21 protein-coding genes and 1 tRNA gene are annotated in these 21,959 nt (G+C 45.6%); 19 read left to right on the top strand and 3 right to left on the bottom strand.

Translation table 11 applies throughout. The annotated features are described in order from the left end of the window. Nucleotides 1–3 precede the first annotated feature (3 nt). Complete coding sequence (larA, locus tag BLR65_RS22205) at nucleotides 4–1,272, bottom strand: nickel-dependent lactate racemase (protein ID WP_093796358.1); 1,269 nt, start codon at nucleotides 1,270–1,272, stop codon at nucleotides 4–6. Nucleotides 1,273–1,411: 139 nt separating this feature from the next. Here larA and BLR65_RS22200 point away from each other — a divergent pair, with 139 nt between their 5' ends. The 3 genes from BLR65_RS22200 to BLR65_RS22190 all read left to right on the top strand — a co-directional run bounded on the left by BLR65_RS22200 (nucleotide 1,412) and on the right by BLR65_RS22190 (nucleotide 3,835). Next, nucleotides 1,412–2,635: a CdaR family transcriptional regulator gene (locus BLR65_RS22200; RefSeq protein WP_093796357.1), complete on the top strand. Its 1,224-nt coding sequence runs from the start codon at nucleotides 1,412–1,414 to the stop codon at nucleotides 2,633–2,635. 236 nt (nucleotides 2,636–2,871) lie between these two features. Beyond that, nucleotides 2,872–3,198, top strand: coding sequence for a YnfA family protein (locus BLR65_RS22195; RefSeq protein ID WP_093796356.1), 327 nt, complete (start codon nucleotides 2,872–2,874; stop codon nucleotides 3,196–3,198). Between the two features lie 115 nt (nucleotides 3,199–3,313). Beyond that, nucleotides 3,314–3,835, top strand: a complete 522-nt coding sequence (locus tag BLR65_RS22190) for a hypothetical protein (protein ID WP_093796355.1) — start codon at nucleotides 3,314–3,316, stop codon at nucleotides 3,833–3,835. Nucleotides 3,836–3,917: 82 nt separating this feature from the next. Here the strand turns inward: BLR65_RS22190 and BLR65_RS22185 are convergent, their stop codons facing one another. Further along, on the bottom strand, nucleotides 3,918–4,784 hold the full coding sequence (locus BLR65_RS22185) for a LysR family transcriptional regulator (RefSeq protein WP_093796354.1): 867 nt from the start codon (nucleotides 4,782–4,784) through the stop codon (nucleotides 3,918–3,920). Nucleotides 4,785–4,948: 164 nt separating this feature from the next. Between BLR65_RS22185 and BLR65_RS22180 the strand changes: the two genes are divergently transcribed. The 16 genes from BLR65_RS22180 (at nucleotide 4,949) to BLR65_RS22115 (ending at nucleotide 21,567) form a co-directional block, all read left to right on the top strand. Then, on the top strand, nucleotides 4,949–6,346 hold the full coding sequence (locus BLR65_RS22180) for a DASS family sodium-coupled anion symporter (protein WP_093796353.1): 1,398 nt from the start codon (nucleotides 4,949–4,951) through the stop codon (nucleotides 6,344–6,346). A gap of 119 nt (nucleotides 6,347–6,465) precedes the next feature. Further along, nucleotides 6,466–7,089: a TetR/AcrR family transcriptional regulator gene (locus BLR65_RS22175; protein ID WP_093796352.1), complete on the top strand. Its 624-nt coding sequence runs from the start codon at nucleotides 6,466–6,468 to the stop codon at nucleotides 7,087–7,089. A 160-nt stretch (nucleotides 7,090–7,249) separates the two neighbouring features. After that, nucleotides 7,250–8,305, top strand: a complete 1,056-nt coding sequence (locus BLR65_RS22170) for an HlyD family secretion protein (RefSeq protein ID WP_093796351.1) — start codon at nucleotides 7,250–7,252, stop codon at nucleotides 8,303–8,305. Then, the gene (locus tag BLR65_RS22165; RefSeq protein WP_093796350.1) at nucleotides 8,302–9,867 is read left to right on the top strand and encodes a DHA2 family efflux MFS transporter permease subunit; all 1,566 of its coding nucleotides are present in this window, start codon (nucleotides 8,302–8,304) and stop codon (nucleotides 9,865–9,867) included. Before BLR65_RS22170 ends, BLR65_RS22165 begins: the two co-directional genes overlap by 4 nt. A gap of 181 nt (nucleotides 9,868–10,048) precedes the next feature. Next, nucleotides 10,049–10,411 carry an ArsR/SmtB family transcription factor gene (locus BLR65_RS22160; RefSeq protein ID WP_093796382.1) on the top strand — a complete coding sequence of 121 codons (363 nt, stop codon included), beginning with the start codon at nucleotides 10,049–10,051 and terminating at the stop codon, nucleotides 10,409–10,411. 11 nt (nucleotides 10,412–10,422) lie between these two features. Then, nucleotides 10,423–12,654, top strand: a complete 2,232-nt coding sequence (locus tag BLR65_RS22155; protein WP_483881001.1) for a heavy metal translocating P-type ATPase — start codon at nucleotides 10,423–10,425, stop codon at nucleotides 12,652–12,654. Nucleotides 12,655–12,814: 160 nt separating this feature from the next. Beyond that, a complete protein-coding gene (locus BLR65_RS22150; protein ID WP_245692983.1) occupies nucleotides 12,815–13,531 on the top strand; it encodes a GntR family transcriptional regulator in 717 nt (238 codons plus the stop codon). A 6-nt stretch (nucleotides 13,532–13,537) separates the two neighbouring features. Next, complete coding sequence (locus tag BLR65_RS22145; protein WP_093796348.1) at nucleotides 13,538–15,901, top strand: glycyl radical protein; 2,364 nt, start codon at nucleotides 13,538–13,540, stop codon at nucleotides 15,899–15,901. A 19-nt stretch (nucleotides 15,902–15,920) separates the two neighbouring features. Then, nucleotides 15,921–16,826: a glycyl-radical enzyme activating protein gene (locus tag BLR65_RS22140; protein ID WP_093796347.1), complete on the top strand. Its 906-nt coding sequence runs from the start codon at nucleotides 15,921–15,923 to the stop codon at nucleotides 16,824–16,826. 117 nt (nucleotides 16,827–16,943) lie between these two features. After that, nucleotides 16,944–17,645 (top strand): YczE/YyaS/YitT family protein, encoded by a 702-nt coding sequence (locus tag BLR65_RS22135; protein WP_093796346.1) that lies wholly within the window; start codon nucleotides 16,944–16,946, stop codon nucleotides 17,643–17,645. Nucleotides 17,646–17,832: 187 nt separating this feature from the next. Next, a tRNA-Ala gene (locus tag BLR65_RS22130) sits at nucleotides 17,833–17,908 on the top strand. A gap of 145 nt (nucleotides 17,909–18,053) precedes the next feature. Next, entirely contained in the window at nucleotides 18,054–18,584 is a 531-nt protein-coding gene (locus BLR65_RS22125; RefSeq protein ID WP_143122632.1) for a hypothetical protein, read from the top strand. A gap of 558 nt (nucleotides 18,585–19,142) precedes the next feature. Then, entirely contained in the window at nucleotides 19,143–19,298 is a 156-nt protein-coding gene (locus tag BLR65_RS30020) for a hypothetical protein (RefSeq protein WP_169717005.1), read from the top strand. 137 nt (nucleotides 19,299–19,435) lie between these two features. Continuing rightward, nucleotides 19,436–19,594 carry a hypothetical protein gene (locus tag BLR65_RS30015; protein ID WP_169717006.1) on the top strand — a complete coding sequence of 53 codons (159 nt, stop codon included), beginning with the start codon at nucleotides 19,436–19,438 and terminating at the stop codon, nucleotides 19,592–19,594. Between the two features lie 598 nt (nucleotides 19,595–20,192). Continuing rightward, entirely contained in the window at nucleotides 20,193–20,972 is a 780-nt protein-coding gene (locus BLR65_RS22120) for a hypothetical protein (protein ID WP_093796344.1), read from the top strand. A gap of 160 nt (nucleotides 20,973–21,132) precedes the next feature. Then, entirely contained in the window at nucleotides 21,133–21,567 is a 435-nt protein-coding gene (locus BLR65_RS22115) for a hypothetical protein (protein ID WP_143122631.1), read from the top strand. A 147-nt stretch (nucleotides 21,568–21,714) separates the two neighbouring features. Here BLR65_RS22115 and BLR65_RS30565 read toward each other — a convergent pair. Then, the coding region (locus tag BLR65_RS30565) for a hypothetical protein (RefSeq protein WP_218130657.1) at nucleotides 21,715–21,959 on the bottom strand (245 nt) is incomplete at its 5' end.

The following is a 21,959-nucleotide window of genomic DNA, read 5'->3' as shown; positions in this document are numbered from 1 at the left end:
TAATTAATTTACAATAACGGCGACTCCATCCGGGATTATGGTAACTTTCGCCTGAGAGCCCACTTTGGCTTCCGCCATGCGCATTGCCTGTTCTAACGTATAGGCCGCTTCAAACCCCATAGTTTTTAATATATGGTGATCACATTGATCGGTAACAAAAATAATTGTATGCTTGAGTTGAATTCGTGCCATGATTTGAGCAGCCCATTGGTCAGGTATGGTAGAATTTCTATCCGTTCTCATAATCTTTTTCATCACAGCCTGCGCTCCATTACGAAGCCAATTATACATATCTTCACTGCCATGACCATCGTTGCAAGCCGCACAGGCAATAATTACACCACCCTCCTTGCAGGTTGCTTCTGCGGAAGATAAAGATTTAACATGTTGATAGATATTCTGATCAAGTGGGTAGCCCCCATTGGATGTTATTACTATATCGGCGGGCATGGACTTTACGCTGGCCAATTTGCCGATAAAATTGCACCCTGCCACATGCGCCTGTTCTAAATCACCGGCAAAGGCTTGGATGATTTTTTTATTTGAATCAAGTACCACGTTTACTATAAATGCAAGATTAGCCTTTTGGGCGGCATATAGCATGTCGGTATGAATCGGATTATCTTCTAAAATGCCGGCTCGGGCTTTTTCATGAGCAATAAACTCAGCGCAATGATTGGCTAATACGGTTATGCGACTGGCGATTCCCGGCAAAACGCTTTTGCGGCCGCCGGAAAAACCAGCGAAAAGATGCGGTTCAATGAACCCTTCTGCAATTAGCAAGTCTGTTTCTACGGCAAGCTTGTTAATGATCAAATCTCCTCCGGAAGGAAGCTTGCCTATATTCACTAAAGAATTTTTATCTTGACCGTCATGAATAACAATTCTTTCATTTTTAAATAAATCTTCGCCAAACTTATTCAGTAATTCATTCCTCGTACTAGCTCGATGAAACCCTGTAGCAACTAAAAAAGTAATTTCAGCTTGCGGGTTAACGCTGCGAATTTCTTCAAGCAATAAAGGCGTGATTATTTTAGTCGGCACAGGTCGGGTGTGATCACTAGTAATAATAGTAATTTTCTTTTTTCCTTTTGCTAAATCACGTAATCGTAACGATTTGATGGGATGTTCCAAAGCCATTTTCACTAATTGCCGTTCTTCGGCCTCTGGTTGAAACTGATGGGCACGCGATTCTAAAATACCTTCGATTCGGTGTTCTGGTATATTGAGTGTAAGCTGCGTGCGGCCATATGGAATATTGATAGTTGCCAAGTAGAATTTCCCCCTTGTTTGTTATTGATTGTTGGAAATAACGCTTTTATCAACAATATACTATTTCAAACAAATTTGTTTTTTTTCCTTGAAACAATAAGACAGGAATATTTTAAAAATTGGCTTTTCATTGTCCATTATGGACAATGAAAAGCCAAACTGTAAGGGGTACAATTTATTTATAACAGCAAGGATGGTAAAGCCGATGATTATTTCTCAGGAAATCGCCCAGACTATTGTTAATCATCTTATGTCAATTATAAAACGGAATGTAAATATTATGGATTGTGACGGTATTATTATCGCGTCAGGGGAAAAAGCCCGCATCCATACTTTCCATCAAGGCGGTAAGTTCGCAGTTTCTCAACAGACTGTTATTGAAATTTCACCAAATGAAACTATGAATTTTGCAGGAGCATTACCGGGAGTAATGTGGCCAATAGAATTAAAAGGTAAAATTGTAGGTGTTGTGGGAGTAACAGGAGAACCTCAAGAGGTTCGCAGTACCGCAAGACTGGTAAAAACAGTCACCGAACTGATTTTGGAACGTGATATGTTGTTATCAGATTATAGTTCAGAAAATAGATTAAAAGAGCAATTGATTTCACTTCTTTTCTCAGTTGATTTGGAAACTGTTCAAGAAGATATTCAGACCTTGGCGGAAATGTTGAACTTTAAACTGGAAATTCCGCGAATCGTTATTTTAGTTGATATAGAAACTCCTTCTCCTAAGGGATTTGTTGGCTTACAGAATTTAATGTTTGATCGCGTGCGGGAATCTGTTATTAGAGCGATTAAGAATTCCCACATATTTTCTCAGGATGATCTCGTATTATTCTATAAAAGATATTTTTGCATTTTAAGAACAGTTTCTGAAAAACAAAACGCGAAATTCTTTTTAAAAAATCTTGTTGATTTGTTTCATTCACTACCACTGCAAATTCGAGTAGGCGTTGGTGGTGATGCCCAAAATCAATGGCAATTAAGACAATCTTACCTGGAAGCGATATTTTCAATTGAATATAAATGCTTACATATAATACGAAATATTAAACAACACCAAATAATGCTTGATTTCGTAATGTCGCCAGATAATAAAAATTATAGTTCTTGTTTGGCGTTATTAGAATTAAGCAATAAAGTAGCTAATTTACAGCCGAAGTATGACATTTATAATACATTGTCTTGTCTTTTGACTAATAATTTGAATATTTCTGCAACTTCTTCGGAATTATTTATTCATCGCAATACACTTAAATTTAGACTGGAAAAATTAGAGCAGTTTACGGGGTTGTCTCCCTGCCATTCCTTTGCAGATTCTGTTTTATGTAAATTAATACTGGAAATACAAGCCCATTCCTAATTCCAGGAACTCGACTCTTTAGGATTCAAGGAGACGGTTCGAGCCCACTGAAAAAATCTTAGACCGCAGCCAGGAAGGCGGCAGGCAAATTACCCGGCAATTTAAAAGTTGCCGGGTAATTTTTAGCAGTTGTAATGATTGTGTGATTTTAGGATTCAGGCTGGGCAGAGGGTAGGTTTTTGGGTATTTATGTAGTATAATAAATGATAATAATTTTCATTTACGGAGGCAGATACATGGAATTTATAAAATCAATGGGCTATTTTGTGCTTGCCGGCTTGTTTGAAATTGGCGGAGGCTATCTGATTTGGCTATGGCTGCGGGAGGGGAAGGGAATTTCGTATGCCATTTTGGGGGCGATTATTCTTGCCATATATGGTGTGATTCCCACATTACAGCCCGCTAATTTTGGCAGAGTATATGCCGCTTATGGCGGGGTATTTATCGCCTTATCTATTTTATGGGGATGGGGCGTGGATAAGATTGTTCCTGACCGGTTTGACATTATTGGCGGTATTATCTCATTAATCGGTGTGTTTGTTATTATGTATTGGCCCAGATAGTTTGCGCATAGAAGTTTTACCATAGTTGCCCTTACCGCCCGACTACTGAAACAGAATGAAAGAGAACTCCAGGTGCAAATACTATAATACAACATAAAAGGAGTGGAGTGATACCATGAGCAATCAAGTTATATTATGGGGTACATTTATTGTACCTTGGTTAAGTCTCTTTCTCATGCCTAGAGAAGATATAAAACGTTTTATTGGCGCCGGCCTACTGGGTGGCTTTCTAAGTATCCTTGTCAGTGAGGCAGGCGTCGCAAACGGTTGGTGGTATTTCAGGGAAACTACTTATCCACTCGCGATGATGTCCTCCTATACGTATGGACTATTCCCGGTAATTCCCATCTGGATATTAAAATTTACTTACGGACATTGGCAACTCTATATGGTAGTGGAAGCTATCGCTAATTTGATTTTTTCATTCTTTATCTTACCCTGGTTTGGCAGCAGAGGTTTTTTAGATTTTAATGCCAGTATCATAGCGCTTATTCTGGCGTCAGTACTGGCCTTGATCATTTATGGGTTCCAAATGTGGCAGGATGATATTTTTGTGCAATCAGCCCAAACGAACCTTTCCCTGCCCTTACAACCCGCCGCAGCAAAACCAAGTCAAGATGATGATCCCGATAAGTAACTCCTTTGAAATTTAAAGGGAATGACTTTTACTTTGCGGAATTAATTACAAAAGAACTATTGTACCTTACAGGGCATGGGTATTAGGGAGCAAGACAACACTGGCTGATGTAGTCGACAAAGGCCTTAACGACCGATAATTCCAGTGAGGAATGCTGGTACAGCAGCCGGGTTTTTCGGCGGAGCGGTTTGCCGTTTTTCCAGTATAGCGCTCGTGTATACAGATTGTCATGCTTTTGGAGACCGATTTCCGGTAAAATTGCCCAGCCCAGCCCTTTGAGCACCATTTGCCGGCAGGTGTCCATGTTGTCAACTTCCATGGGGTTTAAAGGCGGGTGGGAAAAGGATTGGCGCAGCCATTCCTGAATAATGTCGTATAATGGCCCGTCTGTTTTATAAGAAATTTGGGGTTGGTTGGGCAGGTCATTTAGCTCGATGGGCGAGGAAGAAACCAGGCAAATCGGTTCGTTGCGCAATAGCAATTGCCCTTCGTTCCAGATGTAATCCCCGCGGAGGATGGCAACTGAGATCTCCCCTCGCAAGAGGGCGCGGTTGATCGTATGGCTGAGCCCGGTCTTAAGGAATACCTCGACTTGCGGATATTGCTCACGAAAGCCTCTTAAGATATCCGGCAGTTCGTAATGGGCAAAAATTGAAGACGTACCAAGGCGGAGCGTTCCTTGAACGGTGTTTTCCATGTTCAAGATACGCTCCTTTACGTCTCTGTACTGCGTGAGCATGACTTTTGCATAGTCCAGCAGGTATTCACCCTGAGAAGTAAAGGATACACCGCCTGCGTTCCGGTGCAAGATTTTGATTCCGAACTCTCTTTCCAGGTTCTTTAACCGCTGGCTTATCGCCGGCTGCGATAAATAAAGACGCTCAGCCGTTTTAGTGATATTTTTTTCTTCAGAAATTACCTGCAGCATTAGCCAGTCTTTATCATCCATTTCGTTAGTCCTTCTTTGATTTATCAATTAAGTAAAAACCGTTAGACGTTGTAGATACTTATGGAAGATTCTTTATTATTGAACTATTATATATACAATGTAGATATAATTCAAGCGAAGTTTTTCACAAGTAATACGGGTTGCCACAAGGGAGAGAGAAAAAAATGAAGTTACTAAGAGGTGCCGTTTGTATAGGAATACCTTGTATTATTCTGTTATTCCCGGTTCCCGCAGGGTTAACGCAGTTAGCCTGGCAGTTATTCGCCATCTATCTGGGGGCGGTTCTCGGAATTGTGCTAAAGCCGGTTGCCGAGCCGGTGGTCTTGCTTACGGCCTTAGCGGTCGTCGCCATATGTTTTAAACATATCCACATTGCCTTGGGTGCGTTTGGTGAAACTACACCTTGGCTGGTGTTTACGGCCTTTATTATTGGTCAGTGTTTTGTAGAAACAGGTTTGGGGAAACGGATTGCCTATTTTTTAATTGACCAGTTCGGCAAGTCGAGTTTGCGTCTGGGATATATCTCGACTGTGACCGACCTCATTTTGTCGCCGGCCATACCGTCTAATACCGCTAGAACGGGGGGGCTGGTTTATCCGATTTTTCAGAGTCTGGCCATTACCCTCGATTCCCGTCCTGATTGCAATCCGCGGCGAATTGGCGCGTTTCTCATGGTGCTGTTGTATCAAAATAGTTTGATAACCGGTACGATGTTTATAACGGCCGGTGCCATTATGCCGATGATGATCAAGCTGACGAATACGATTATGCATGCCGATATCTCCTGGATAGATTGGGCGCTGGCCATGTCCGTGCCCGGGGCGATCTGTTTGCTGTTGGTTCCCTATCTGGTTTACAGGATTTTTCCGCCGGAGCTTACAGCGGTAAACAGTAAAGCGATTGCAGAGGCGGGCTATAAGGAACTGGGGCCCATGAGCCGGCGTGAAAAAATCTTGTCGGTATTGTTTGTGCTGGCGGTTATTGGCTGGGCGACAGGCACCATCACAAAGATTGAGTCGACTACAGTGGCGCTTAGCCTGCTTTCGTTAAGTTTATTGACCGGAGTGATTTCCTGGGAAAAGGTACTAGCGTGCAGGAATGCCTGGAGTACGTTTATCTGGTATGGAGGGATTATTTCGTTAGCCAATGGGCTCAACCATACGAAATTTTTTGTGTGGCTGGGCGACGTACTAGAGCAGCATTTACACTTTGCCGGGATGAACAGCTTAGGTTTACTCGCCGGTCTGCTGGTGATGAGTGTTGTTGTCCGCTATTTTTTTGCCTCGACAATTGCCTATGTCATTACTTTCATTCCGGTAATCTTTACGACCGGGGCTGCGGCTAATTTACCGGCCCTGCCGCTGCTGCTGCTGTGTGCTGCTTCCGCCCAGATTGCCAGCTTGATGACCCATTACGGCAACGCAGTGGGAACCGTATTGTTTGGGGCGGGCTATGTGGATCAGGAAACCTGGTGGAAGATCGGCCATATTGTAACGGCTGTTTCTTTGACCATTTATTTTGTAGTGGGGCTTTCCTGGTGGAAAATCCTCGGGCTTTGGTAGCTTTGCGCGGGGTACAAAGAAATTTGACAGATTATAGCAGGCATGCTACACTCAAATTAAACAAACGATTGTTTGAATTTTGAGTAGGACTTACTACATTTTGTCAAGAGGATGTTGATATGGGAAATCAGACGCGAATGAAATTGATCGAAGTTGCAACAGAATTATTTGCGGTTAAAGGATTTGCCGCCGTATCGGTTCGCGAACTGACCGAGACCGCTCAAGTCAACGTATCCGCCATCTCTTACCATTTTAACGGCAAGGAGGGGCTTTATGAGGCTGTGCTGTTGGAGCAGCTTTCGCCAATTCTGGAGATACTTAGGGGAGTAGACAAAACGGATTCTTCCTCGCCAGTTGACCGGCTTACCTTTTACGCCGACCAGGTTGCGCATATCCATGCGCAGCGGCCCTTTTTATCCCGCTTTATATACAGTGAGGCGACGAATCCTACCGAATATGGCAGGCCGATTATTGAGAAACATTTATTGCAGGCGTATCAGTTTATCAATTCCACATTGCAGGAAGGTATTGCCGAAGGGTACTTTAGGGACGATTTGAATGTGATACACGCAGCGGTTGCGCTGGTTGGGATTTTAAACTTTTATTTTATTGCCAAACCGCTGGTTTTAGAACTTTTTCCTTTCGTAAAACAGGAGAATAGTGAAACCGAGTATGTGGCACAGGCTTTTCGAGTCTATTTGCATGGGGTGATAAAGGAAACGGCGGTTCAGAAACCGGAGTAGTGACAAGTTAAGCCGCTATGGCTATGTAAGCCAACTAAAACAAACGTTTGTTTTATAGTATAAAAAAAACAGCTCATTTGGACTGATAAGTAGAGGTTATGGCCGTTCTCGCTTATATATGCAGGGAGGCCTAGAAAGCTTTTGGGGAAAGGGAGATTGTATGAAAATACCACCGAAATTCATCAAGCTTATTACTGTTCTGTTAGTCATCGCTGCCGGCTGCGGGGGCTATTATTTTTGGCACCGCGGCGAAGTATCGACAGATGATGCCGCCATTGAGGGGCGGACCGTTGTTTTAAGCCCGAAGGTACAAGGGTATGTAAAAACCTTACATATACAAGACAATCAAATGGTCAAAGCGGGTGATGTCCTAATGGAAATTGATCCGACCGACTACATAATCCGCCGCGACCGGGCCAAGGCGGCCCTGGCCGCGGCTAAAGCGGCGGTCAACGCTTCCCGCAACAATCTGGAAACAACCACTGTTTCCGCGTCATCCAATATTGACGCGTCGGCGGCGCAAGTGGCATCGGCGCGGGCCACCTGGGAGAAATCACTGGCCGATAAGCAGCGCATGGAAAGCCTGTTTAGCGCGGGCGCCTGTTCCCGGCAGCAGTTGGATCAGGCGATAGCCACGGAAAAAGCGGATCGTTCGGCGCTGGATAAATTGCAGGCCGATCTCCGTTCGGCTCAAACGGCGCCTACTGTCATTGCGGCAGCCAAAGACAGCGGCGAACAGCTTTTGGCTCAGGTACAGCAGGCGGAAGCGGATTTGGCGCAGGCTGAAACGGACTTGGCCAATACGAAGGTGCTTGCGCCTATGGATGGGCGCATTACCAAGCGCAGCGTGGAGCTCGGCAACTATGTCCAGACCGGCCAGCAACTGGCTACGCTGGTCGGAACGGAATTGTGGGTTGTTGCCAATTTCAAAGAAACGCAACTGGACCGTATGCGCCCCGGCCAGCCTGTCGATATTCGCATTGATGCTTTTCCCAGTACGATGCTGCACGGCAAGGTCGAGAGCTTTCAGGCAGGCACCGGATCATATTTTTCTCTCTTCCCGGCGGAAAATGCGACAGGCAATTTTGTTAAGACCGTACAACGCGTTCCTGTAAAAATTGTATTCGATAATCCGCCGGATGCGACTCTTCCTCTGGGGCCGGGGATGTCGGTTATTCCCACCGTATATACCGGGGGCGCGGGAGTAAGAATATGAGCGAAACGGCTCTTAAGCCAGTAAGCCCGATTCTGGTGTCTCTGGTCGTCAGTCTGGCCGCTTTTATGGAAGTGTTGGACACAACGATTGCCAATGTCGCGCTTTCCCATATTGCGGGTTCGCTGGGGGCAGGTTCAGAGGAAAGCACCTGGGTTTTAACGTCGTATCTTGTGTCCAACGGTATTGTTTTACCGTTATCCGGCTGGTTGTCCGGCCTTATGGGGCGTAAAAATTTCTTTATTCTTTGTATTGTAGGCTTTACCGTTACCTCCTTTATGTGCGGGATTTCGACTTCCCTGCCGATGCTGATTGTGTTTCGCTTGCTGCAGGGACTGGCCGGCGGCGGTTTGCAACCGGCCCAGCAGGCCATCATCAAGGACAGTTTTCCGCCGGAAAAACTGGGGATGGCCTTTGCGATTACCGGGATAACGACGGTTTTGGCGCCGATTCTGGGGCCGACTCTCGGCGGTTATATTACCGATAATTACAGCTGGCGCTGGATTTTTTTCATGAATGTGCCTGTCGGCCTGTTAGCCGCCTTCTTGGTCAAGATTCTTGTCCAGGATCCACCCAGCGCGCAAAAACAGAATGTCGGTTCCATCGACTATATTGGCCTTGGTCTGATTGCTGTCGGCCTTGGGGCGCTGCAGATCGTATTGGATAAGGGTCAGCAGGAAGACTGGTTTGACAGCTCGTTCATTGTATTTTTTGCCACAATCTCCGTTATCAGCCTGATCGTTGCGATTTATTGGCTATTACAGCAAGAGCGGCCTGTAGTAGAACTGAAACTCTTTAAGATACCCAGTTTTGGGATGCCTTGTGTGATGATGTTTTTTGTCGGTTTTGCGTTATACGGCAGTACCACCCTGTTGCCGATGATGGTCCAGTCCAACTTTGGCTATGATGCCACCTTGTCCGGCCTGCTGCTGTCGCCGGCCGGGGTCGTGGTTCTCTTTATGATGCCGGTCGTCGGCAGGCTTGTTAACCGGGTTCCGGCAAAATACTTAATTTCGCTGGGGATGCTGATTAACGCTCTGGGCATGTGGGCTACCGGCCTTGTGACCCCGCAGACGGATTATGCTACCTTTGTCTTTGTCCGCATCCTGCAAACGCTGGGACTGCCCTTTCTGTTTGTACCGGCCAGTACGCTCGCTTTTTCAAAGATCTCGCCGCAGCATAGCAGCAATGCGTCGGCAATTATTTCGCTTACGCGCAACTTAGGGGGAAGTATTGGCATTGCCCTGGTCACCAATAAACTGATTCACAGCCAGCAAATTGAGCAGTCCTACCTGGTGCAGCATTTGACAATGGCGGATGCCGGTTACCGTTACGCACTTGAAACCTACACACAGGCAATGACGAATTTGGGAGTACCGGCGGCTCTGGCTTCCACACAGGCTATGGGCAAAATCTATCAGGAATTGCTTCATCAGGCGAGTATTCTTGCCTACCGGGACGCCTACAATTTTGTCGCTTCGTTGTTAGTCGTTCTGGGGATTGCCGCTTTGTTTATGCCGGATAACAAACCGCAAAAGCAGGAAGCTCCCGCAGCGTCGCATTAGAAATCTAGACAATAATTTATGGATATTTTGCTAGAATACTATAAAAATAGACTGCCCGAGAGGAATGTTCTTTCGGAGAGGTCTATTTTTTTTTAGCATTTTTAAAAAATCTATTGACGTTTTTCCTAAAAAAGAATATCATTTACATATGAATACATATTCATATGATGCGGAGGTTAAAATGAAAGAGATAGCATGTGATGTGTGCGAAGAATTATGCGAGCATCCCCAAAATATATGTCTTGCCAGGGCAGAGGCATTACCGGATGAGGAGGTGCAGCAAATTGCCGAGGTTTTTAAAATACTTGGCGATATGACGCGGCTTAAAATTTTGCACGCTCTTTCTAAACGGGAATTGTGTGTATGTGATATTGCCGCTGTTGTCAACATGGGGCAATCGGCTGTATCGCACCAACTCAGACTATTGCGTGGCGCTCGTTTGGTTAAATACCGTAAAGAGGGAAAAATGGTATGGTACTCGGTTGATGATGACCATGTTGCGACACTTTTAGCGCAAGGGATTGAACATATTCAACACCGATAGGAGGTGGCGGCTTGAAGAACCGGCCGGCAATCAAAAAAATTACTGAAAAAAAACGACCAAACCAGGTGGCTGCCGCTACCTGTGCCTGCGGGTGTGGTGCCGCTGAGGCGCTGACGCCGGAGGTTACCACATTTCAGGTAGACGGTATTTGCTGCCTGGACTGCGCGGCAAAATTTGAAAAGGCGGTAGCTGCCCTCCCGGGGATAAAGAGCGTCAGCCTCAATAAAGTTACAGGCAAGTTGGCGCTGGAGGGAATTGTTGATATAGCGGCGATTCGCCGTCTGGGGGCAGAAGAAAATTATACGATAACCCCGCTTGGTCAGCAGGTATCCGCTGAGCAGCATAGTGCCCAGGCAGTACGTCAAAAAAACTGGGAATTGCACCGGGCTATCGGGTCAGCCATTACGCTGGCTGTTGCCTATGGCCTTGAAAAGTACGGCGGCCCGGCAACGGTGTTCATTCCTTTTTATATAGTCGCCATAGTTCTTGGCGGCTGGGGTAATTTTAAAAAGGCCGCGCGCGCCTTGCCCCGCATGAATTTTAATATGAGTGTCCTGATGAGTATTGCTATTATCGGGGCATTGGCCATTGGTCAATATGAGGAAGGAGCAACTGTCGCTTTTCTCTATTCCATCTCGGAAATGCTGGAAGCCTGGACTATGGATAAGGCCCGCCGCTCAATCCGGGATTTGATGGACATCGCCCCCAAGACGGCGCGCATCTGGCGCGGCGGCACTGAAACCGAGGTGCCCGTTGAACAAATCGAAATCGGCGATATCATGCTGATCCGGCCGGGGGAAAAGATCGCCATAGACGGCATGATCAGCAAAGGGGAATCGGCCATTAATCAGGCGGCGATTACCGGCGAATCCATTCCGGTGGAAAAAGGCGCCGGCGATGAAGTCTACGCCGGGACACTGAATACGCATGGTTCGCTTGAAGTACGGGTAACCAAACTGGTGCACGACACTACGATTGCCAAGATTATTCATATGGTAGAAGAGGCACAGGGCAAACGCGCGCCGTCGCAGGCGTTTGTCGAGAAGTTTGCCGCTGTTTATACGCCGATTGTAATGGCTTTGGCTGTGGGGATTGTTTTGATTCCCCCCTTAATTTTGGGTCAGGAATGGGCGCCCTGGATTTACAGGGGCTTGGCTCTGTTGGTGGTTTCCTGCCCGTGCGCTTTGGTGGTTTCGACACCGGTTGCTATTGTCAGCGCCATTAGCACCGCCGCTAAGAATGGTGTCTTAATAAAAGGCGGCGTATATCTGGAAGAAATGGGATTGCTTTCGGCGATTGCCTTTGACAAAACCGGTACTCTCACCAAGGGAGAACCGGTCGTAACCGATATCGTGCCGGTAGGTGAAACCGGTAAGACAGAACTGCTGCAAATGGCCGCCAGCCTGGAAGCGCGTTCTGAGCATCCGCTGGCGATAGCGGTCGGCAAGGCCGCCCGGTCTCAACATATCGCGATTACCCCTGTAGAAGATTTTCGCGCCATTACCGGACGCGGGGCCCAGGGGACCGTCAACGGACAAACCGTGTTTATTGGCAATCCCCGGCTGCTTTGTGAACGTAAGGTGTCATTAGCTGCCGCAGCGGAGCAAATTGAGCGGCTGCAAGGCGAAGGCAAGACGGTCATGGTTGCCGGCACCGGGGAAAAACTGCTGGGCCTTATTGCCGTAGCCGACGAAATGCGCCATAACAGCGCAGCGGCAGTCGCTTCCCTAAAAACAGCCGGCATTCGGCACACGATCATGCTGACAGGCGACAATGCGGCGACAGCCAAAGCGATGGCCGCGCGGGTAGGTGTTGACGGGTACCGGGCTGAGCTTCTGCCTGAGGACAAAGTGAGTGCCGTTCAGGAACTGCTTGATCAATATGGCAAGGTAGCCATGGTTGGCGACGGGATCAATGACGCTCCTGCTTTGGCGGTTTCCACAATCGGTATTGCCATGGGCAGCGCCGGCACCGATACAGCCCTTGAAACAGCCGATATTGCTTTAATGGCTGACGATTTAAGCAAGCTAAACTTTGCGATCCGGCTTAGCAAGAAGACACTGAGCATTATCCGGCAAAATATTGGATTTTCGCTGTTTATTAAAACAGTAGCCGTACTTGCCGTATTCCCGGGCTGGCTTACTCTATGGCTGGCAATTCTGGCCGATATGGGGGCAACGATCCTGGTTACGTTAAACAGTTTGCGCCTAATTCGGGTAAACAGCGGGAAAGAAACAGTCTGAGAAAAAGACGGATCTCCCTGAGCGGTTGGGGCTATGAAGCCTCACTTGTTCAGGGAGTTTTGTCTGTCAGGGTAAGCTGCAGAAGAGTTATCATTACTGAGTTTCTTCATACATATATTCATTTTAATGTATATTGTATACTTTCGAAAATCGAATTTACATGGCGAAGAAAACGTATTACAGTGAAAACATGAAAAATATTGATCAGAAATACCAAACCATGATACCGAACCGGACTTTGCCGGCAAGAATTGCCCATATTCTGCGGGAACAAATTTTGAGTGGTGAATTGAGCGGGGGGGCGCAGTTAAAACAAGAAGAATTAGCTGCAAAGTTTGGAGTAAGTATGAGTGCTTTGCGGGAAGCCTTAAAAAGTTTAGAAGCGGAAGGATTGGTTTGTTTTTATCCTAACCGCGGCGCTGTCGTCAGTGCGTTATCCGGGGAAGAAGCACAAGAGATCTTTGATATACGGCTGTTTTTGGAATTAGGCGCACTGGAACTGGCGGTTCCGGGCCTGACGGCGACGGAACTATCCGAGGCGGCCCGGATATTGAAAGCAGCGGATGATACTACCGATGCCCGTCGCTGGGGGGAGTTAAACTGGCAGTTTCATGAAACCTTGTACCGGTGTGCCAAACGGCCGAAGCTGCTTGCTTTAATCCGCAGCATGCATAACAATGTGGAACGCTACATGCGCCTTTATTTGGCAGCCATGAACTATCAGGCCAAATCACAGGCGGAGCACCGACAGTTGCTGGCGGCTTGTGCCCGGCAAGATATTCAGGCTGCCCGGAACGTATTGCGGCGGCATATGGCGGCAGCCAGTGACGCTTTGGCTGAGTATTTAGCCGGGCAGAAGCAAGAAACAGGGAGGTAAGCGAGTATGATTAACGAACGGATCAAGAGTTTTAAGGAGTCCTACATTAATTCCACACCGTCCATTAGTATTGAGCGGGCGGCAGCTTTTACCGCGTCCCATAAAAAGACGGAAGGGGAAGCGGTCATTATTCGCCGGGCCAAAGCTTTTCTAGAAGTATGCCGGACGCTGCCAACGACTATTTTTGCCGATGAACTTATCGTTGGGTCTATTGGCGAATTCCGCAGACCGGGTATTATCTGTCCGGAGTATTCCTGGAAATGGGTTAAGGATGAGATGGATTCGTTTGAGAACAGGAAGCAGGACCCGTACTGCATTGCCGCAACTGCCAAAAAAATATTGCGGGATGAAATTTTCCCTTATTGGCAGGGTAAATCACTGGAAGAAACTTTTTTAGCCCGCATTAACCAGGAAACTGCCAAGCTGCTGATTGATACCGGTATCATTGATAATGACTCGAAATGGCGCAGCGCGGTGGGAGAGGTTACGGCCGATTATCAGGACGTAGTTTTTAAAAAAGGCTTTGGCGGCTTACGGACAGAGGCCTTGGATCATCTGAAAAATTTAGAGCCTGTTACGCCGGCGGCTTTGGAGCAGATTGATTTTTACCGGGCAGCGAGCTTAGCCTGTGAGGGTATTATCACGCTGGCCCGGCGTTATGCGGATAAAGCCGCTGAATTAGCGCAAACAGAAACTGACGCTGACCGGAAAGCCGAATTACTGCAAATCGCGGCAACTTGCCGCCGGGTACCGGAACATCCTCCGGAAAGCTTTTATGAAGCCATGCAAACCGTATGGTTTACGCAACTGGGGTCCATCCTGTCCGAAAATTCGCTGGCGCTTAACCTTGGCCGGTTTGACCAGTATATGTATCCCTATTATGCCGCCGACCAGGCAAAAGCGGCGATTACCCGGGAGAAGGCCCAGGAACTGATTGAGGCACTTTGGATCAAGCTGTCAGAATGGGTATGGGCAATTTCCAGCAACACGGCTAAGTTCTTTGCCGGCTACAATTCGTTTCAGAATTTGACTGTGGGCGGCAGAACACGGGAAGGCCGTGATGCCACCAACGAACTGTCTTATATGTGCCTTAAGGCGACGGAAAATGTCAAGACTCATCAGCCGGGGCTGAGCGTGCGGATTCATCCGGACAGCCCGCCTGAATTTTTGCTGGCGGTATGTAAATTAGTCCGTGCCGGAACTGGATTCCCAGCTATACATAATGACAGGGTTGGGTCGGAGATGCTGTTAGCCGCCGGCTTATCGCCGGCGGATGCCCGTGACTGGAGCAACTGCGGCTGTGTTGTGCCGCATTTTAGAAAAGTTGGCGAGTGGACTTCGGCGGTTAATATCAATTTTGCCGCGGCGATCGAATACGCACTGAATGACGGTAAAAGCCGCATTACCGGCCAGGATATGGGACTAAGACAAGCCGGCGAGTTTTCCAGCTATGAACAAGTGAAAAACGAATTTTTGCGCCAACTGGCTTATTTAGTCAAGCATGCGGTAAGCGGCTCTATTACTGCACAGCAAATTCATGCCGAGATTGTGCCGCGACCGTATTTATCGCTGCTTGTCGATGGCTGCATGGAAAAAGGTAAAGATCTGAGCCGAGGCGGCGCTGCGTATAATATTGGGCCGGTGCTTACCGGCATCGGGGTCGCTGACGCGGCTAATTCGCTGGCAGTCATTAAGAAGCTGGTTTTCGAAGAAAGAAAATATACGCTGGCTGAACTTAGAAAGGCCCTGGCCGCTAACTGGGAAGGGTACGAAAGGCTGCGGCAGGAGGCGCTTGCCTGTCCCAAATACGGCAATGACGATGACTATGTGGATTCTATTGCTGTGGAAATTACCGATTTTTATCATAAAGAAGTGAGAGCCTACCGGGATTATTTCGGCTCGCCGTTTAATTCAGCCTTTATGGGGATTTCCAACTATATACCCGCCGGCAGTGTGATCGGGGCGACGCCGGATGGACGCAAAGCCAAAAGCCCTTTGACCGAAGGCGTTTCGCCGCATGCCGGCACAGATTTAACCAGTCCCACCGCCGCCATGCGTTCGGCGGCTAAAATCAATCATGATGTTCACGCCGGCGGCACATTGTTAAACATCAAATTTGCCCCGGAATTGCTGCAATCAGAGCGGAATCTGAAGAATTTGGCTGCGATTATCAGAGCGTATTTTGCGCTGGGGGCCTTCCATGTTCAATTTAACGTTATTTCCAGTGAGATATTGAAGAAGGCGCAGGAACGGCCGGAAGATTATAAAGACCTATTGGTTAGGGTGGCTGGGTATAGCACCCAGTTTGTTAACCTGTCCCGGGAAGCTCAGGACGCAATTATTGCCCGGACGACTTATGAGACGATGTAAGGCCGTATAGGTGATTAGAATGAACTCTGTTTTAGGAACGATATTTCAGATACAACGCTGGTCAATCAATGATGGTGAGGGGATTCGGAGCACTGTTTTTCTAAAGAGCTGTCCGCTGCGGTGCCGGTGGTGCGCCAATCCCGAGTCCTGGAATCCCCTGCCGGAAATTTTATTCTTGCGCGAGAAGTGCATTGGCTGCGGGCGATGTAGTCAGGTATGTGCGGCCGCCGCTATGGAAGGCAAACGGCAAGCGGTTTCCCTACCGGTGCGGGAGAAATGTGTTGCCTGCGGCAAGTGCTGTGAAGTCTGCCCGGCGGGTGCCCGCAAGAAAATGGGTGAGCAGGTTACGGTTGATGAGGTAATGCAGGTCATCAAGCGAGATGCTATTTTCTATCAGGAGTCGGGCGGAGGCGTCACCTTTTCCGGCGGCGAGCCCCTCGCCCAGCCGGCATTCTTGCGGCAGCTTGTTCTTGCCTGCCGGCGACTGGGGATTGATACTGCCGTGGAAACCGCCGGCTATTATGATTGGGAACCGGTGCAAGATATCTTTGCGAATGTGGATTTCGTCTTTTTTGATTGCAAGCATATGAATCATGACGTTCATAAGAAAATGACCGGCGCCGGCAATGCGAAAATCTTAGATAATCTTGTAAAGATCAGCGGGGTTCAGCCAACAGTAGTTCGTGTTCCTCTTATGGAGGAGGTAAACGCCAGTGAGCACAATATCCGGGCATTGTGCAAATTTCTCCGGGAGTATACACGGGTCGAAGGGATAGAGTTGTTGCCGTATCATGACTTTGGCGAAGCAAAATATCGTGCGGTAGGGGCGACCTGCCCCGCTTTTTCCGCCCCCGGTGAAGCCAAATTGGAAAGAATAAAGAAAATCATAGTGGACCATGGCATAACGGTTTGGGAATTCAAATGAAGACTCCAACAAAGAGGCTTAATTCCCGGTTATTTAAGTGACTATAGGAATTTTTTGATTTATACTTTTGAGTGTGTTATAATAAAAAGAATACTCTTTTCTAAAGAAGGTTTTTTTATGTCTCTTTTAAAGCGTTGGCTTTTATTTTTTTGCGGTCTTTTCTTTGTGGCTCTGGGTATTTCCTGTATTGTAAAAAGCATGCTTGGTACGGCACCGATTTCCAGCACACCGTATATTTTAAGTTTGCGGTATCCTGTTTCTCTCGGAAGCTTTACCTTTATCGTCAATATGATGTTCTTACTGGTACAAATTCTGATCTTACGCCGGCAATTTCCCTATATTCAATTGTTGCAAATACCCATGACCGCCATTTTTGGCTGTTTTATCGATCTTACGATGTATATGCTTAGTATAGTGACACCGGCATTGTATATCAGCAAATTTATCACATTACTGATAGGAACTACGATATTAGCCCTGGGTGTTACTTTAGAAATCATCGGCAATGTTGTTGTTCTTCCCGGTGAAGGTATTGTCAATGCGATTTCCTGCCATTGGAATTTTGACTTTGGTAATACAAAGACTTGTGTGGACACAGGTATTGTCCTTATTGCCGCCTGCCTATCCTGGATGTACTTCGGCGAAATTTACGGCATCCGCGAAGGCACTTTGATTTCGGCCTTTTTCACTGGTTCTTTCTCCAGATTTTTCATCAGACATTTAAGTTATATTGACAAAAACGGCAATCGCATCTTTCATTTGCCGTTCACATCTTTTGAGGATACTGCAGAGGAAAAGCCGAGCTATCAGTACCATTAAATACATGACACCGGCATTCTTTTGAAGGAGTCTGCTGGTGTTTTATAGGAAGATGAAAGGTTTTTCTTTTTCTCAAAAAAATGTTTAACCACTTGATAACAAGCTAAAATTGGCGTATACTTACTTAAGTAAGAGCGCATGATTATCTGTGCAGTAGTAAGAAAAAAAATATATACAGATTTTAAATGGGGGCGTAGCTCAGTTGGGAGAGCGCTTGGTTCGCATTCAAGAGGTCATGGGTTCGAATCCCACCGTCTCCACCAAAAAACATAGATAACTCAAGGCGGGTGGCTTTGGGTTATTTTCATTGGGGTTATAATGTAATTTTATTTAAATAAATAGGGGTTATAATTCATTGTAAAATTCGGGGTGGTGAAAATGATGATAAGGGCATCACATTTTTTTACAATGCAGTACAAAACTTTGGATGTAAAAACAAACGCCATTCAACTTAAGGACAAATTAGACAAAAAATTTACGATACTAAATGATCAAACACTGAATAAGCAAACGTCGGTTATAGTGCCAACCGTAGATTCCAATAAAAATAGAGAGTTATTAATGCAAATGTTAGCGGCTAATTCGCAAGTTCCTATAGCTTCTGACCGGTTCGCGGCAGCAGTTAAAAACAATGATCGAAAAAATGTTAACAGAAGAGAGAGCGCTATGTCAGAACTGGCACCGCCGGTTAAACTGACTGCTACAGCAGAAAATTCACAGATCGTTCTTTTTTGGGATTCTGTTAGTATGGCTTTGGGTTATAACGTTAAGCGATCGACTACGTCCGGCGGCCCTTATACTATGATTGCAAATCAGATACTGAAAAATAATTATACGGATACTACAGTCAAAAAGGGAATAACCTACTATTATGTCGTAACATCACTTAATGAATGCGCAGAAAGTATGAATTCCAATGAAGCTTTTGCAGCAGTGTAGAGAGAATTTATGCTGATTGCGACAGGATAATCATGTATCTTATAAATATACATGGTAAATGAAGTTTAACTACTAAACTGGTTCTAAATCGGTTATAATATGCATAGAAACATAATGAACGCCCCTATTGGCGTAGGGGCGTTCAGGGAATAGGGAGGCTAACCGATGAGCTGCTTAATAATCCAAAAGGTTATTAAAGCAAACTCGCTTGAGATTGTAAGCTCTAAACTATAAATCTTCAAGCGCATGGAGATCACCTCCTTATTCGGTTTAGGACGGGCCGTGACCCCGTCCTATTTTAATTATACGAGGAAAGTTACAATAATTCAGTCGCTAGAAGGGGGATTCTCACGATTAAGATGCTTTAATTTAGGTGATTTTCCGACAAGCTATTGCGGGTATTCCGCAAGGCTTTTTATTTTTGGCCTGATAGTTTTGCAGGAGCAGGAGAGGATTCTCCGGTGGCTTTTCCTGTCAAATCTGTCATATAACTGTCATATTCTCATGGTAAGCTGACAATTGGCTAGACGTTCTGATGATAGCTAGGAGGGGCTTACTATGATTCCTAAAATTGCATCTGTACAACATAGTTTTGATTATCAAAAGCAAAATCAGCGATATAAAGCAAAGAAAGAACTATCTACGAGAAAATCAACTGCATTTGCCAATATTTTGGACAATATCATAAAATCCAAAAACAGTGTTAATAAATAAGGCATTTTAGTTTGTCATGCTTTTGTCACATTTCCATATTATGCTTTAATTAGTAAATATAAGGGGGATATTCAAGATGTCAACTTTATTTTTTCAAAAAAACGAGGCTCATTATTTTGCGGTATGGAGATAAAACAATGACAGAAGATGAAATTTGCGAACGAATCTGGGAAATTTGCACTGCCTTGCAATATTTTCCTGAAAAAATTGCAGAGAAAGAACTGATGCAAGAACTCGACGCTCTTTGCAATCTTATGATACAAAGACACAATAGTATTGTCCGTACGGCTCCCTAAAGGGAAAATACCGATTTCCAAAGTTTTCTAAAGAAATTCTAAAAATATGAAAATATAATAATCTGTGTAGAAATTTCGTAGAAGGCAGAGCTTTCTATGGATTTTCCAATATTCCTCTCAAATGTAGGTACTCATAAAATGGCCATGTATGAGTACCTACATTTTGTGTTATATATTCCGTCTTAAAGAATACTGCAGGCGCAGGTGGGCGGTGCATTGACAACGCTCCACCACTGGCGTTTGACTTCCGCTTTTGCCAACACACCACCCGCCTGCACAAATCTTTAACACGTTGTATATAGATTGACATTTTTATGGTATTTCTAAAGAATTTCTAAAAATAAGGAGTTATACTGAAGCATGTTCAATAGAAGAGTCTTCTATTGGGCGCCTATCTTTTTCATATTCCTCTACCATGTAAAAAGTACCCAGCCATCATGTGCTCGGTACTTTTTATTGTGTAAGACCGGTTAACTATTTTTTATGTTGCATCAATGGAAAATAGTTAGCTTTAAGGGTTGATTATTACATACGAAAAATGTATAGTTAAAATATGAGGTAAGTATTGTAAATAGACGTAACACGGAGGTAATGATATATGTATTCAGAACGAGCCTTTGTTGTATTAACTCCTTATGAATCCAGGCGGCTGATTGCCAAAGCCATTGTGCGGCTGCCGTCCGTGGAAGAAGCCTTACAGAACGGTTGGATTGTTGTGGCTACAGGCAGTACGACCTGCTATGTGGCAGAAGAACTGCTTGGCCAGCCGATGGTAAAAGAAAATTTTATTTCCGGACATATAACGCTGGGGGAAACCTGGAGTACGCTGGATAATCCCGACTTTATTTTCCCCATTGTATTACATAAGGGGATCCGCCAGGATATTCATGCCAAGCAGGCTTTAGAGAAATTTTCGGCTAAGGATGTTTTTATAAAAGGGGCTAATGCTGTTGACAACAACTATCATGCGGCCATTTTTATGGCAAACGATGAAGGTGGAACGATTGGTTCTTCGCTTGGAACCTTATATGCGCGAGGTGCACAGTTAGTTATGCCGGTTGGCCTGGAAAAAATGATTCCCAGTGTTGAGGAGGCTGTAAAACATACAGGCAATAAGAGTTATCGCTACAGCACCGGCAGTCCGGCGGGGTTGATGCCGATTGTTCAGGCGACGGTGGTTACGGAAATTCAGGCCTTATCCGCAATGTTTGACGTACAGGTCTATCATGTCGGTTCAGGCGGTATTGCCGGTTCTGAGGGAGCGGTTGTTCTTGTTATTGAAGGGAAAGAGTCCAATGTTACACAGGCTTTTGAATTTGTCCAATCCCTAAAAGGCGAAAAAAACTTATTGCGTCCCCATGGTACGCCCAAACAGTAAGAAGCTGATTGGCTAAGGCCTGCTGCATAACCGCAATCTTACCCAGGATTGCGGTTATTTTTTATTTTTCGGAAAAATGGCGATGTTGCCTGAATTCAGGAGGAGATACACTCATATATATTCATAGTAGCCTAAATAAAAGGCAAAGGAGTGGGGATTTTTGGGAGATAGAAAAATGTTTTGTGGTTTGCTGGGTGCGGGGTTGCTGTTTTGGGGGGCTTTTGCGCCGCTGTTTAGGTTCTCACTTCCTGGGCTTAGTGAAAATCTTAGTGTAAGCTACTTTACTTTGCGCAATATTGACCTCATTCGCTACGGCGGGACAGATGGCATTCTTTTGCTGGTCGTAGCTCTATTATCAGGAGTGTTAGTTTTATACCGCAAGTATCGAATGCTCTACATTGCCGGGATCGTAGCCCTTGGTACTATATGCTCAACATGTGTTGCCGTTTATACTCAGCTTTTAAAATTAGGGTTAGCCGGAAGGTTGATTGGCTCTACTATCGAATTGCAATGGGGATGCGGGCTGCTTGTTCTTGCTCCTATGCTGTTGTTTACTTGTGCCTATCTTGCAACAGACCAGCCAATCGACGAGTAGTATTTGTTGAACGCACAAAGATTTTCATGAAACGGACAAAAACCTGAGTTTTGCAGCAAAACAAGTAAAAAAAGCTCTACTAGTCCAGTAAATACGCGGGCTAGAGAGCTTTGTTTTTTTGGCAAAATAGTGTTGTGAAATTAGGCCTTACTTTTGGTATTGCAAAATTTTTTTGATTTCAGATGTGCTCATAATCTTATTGCCCAAGTCCATATCGAAAATCGATTCCATCAACTGCAGAATTTCATCTCTGTAATCAAACAGATAGTAATTCTGATCAAGATGAGAGCAGGAATAACGGATTAATGATTCGCGAATCTGGCTAACTGGATATTTTTTATTTAACTTGTATTCCAGAACACGCAGGATAAGGAGTGAAACAAAACAAATCA

This window comes from Sporomusa acidovorans (genome assembly GCF_900101845.1).
GTDB lineage: Bacteria > Bacillota > Negativicutes > Sporomusales > Sporomusaceae > Sporomusa > Sporomusa acidovorans.
This window is presented reverse-complemented; position numbering and strand designations above follow the sequence as displayed.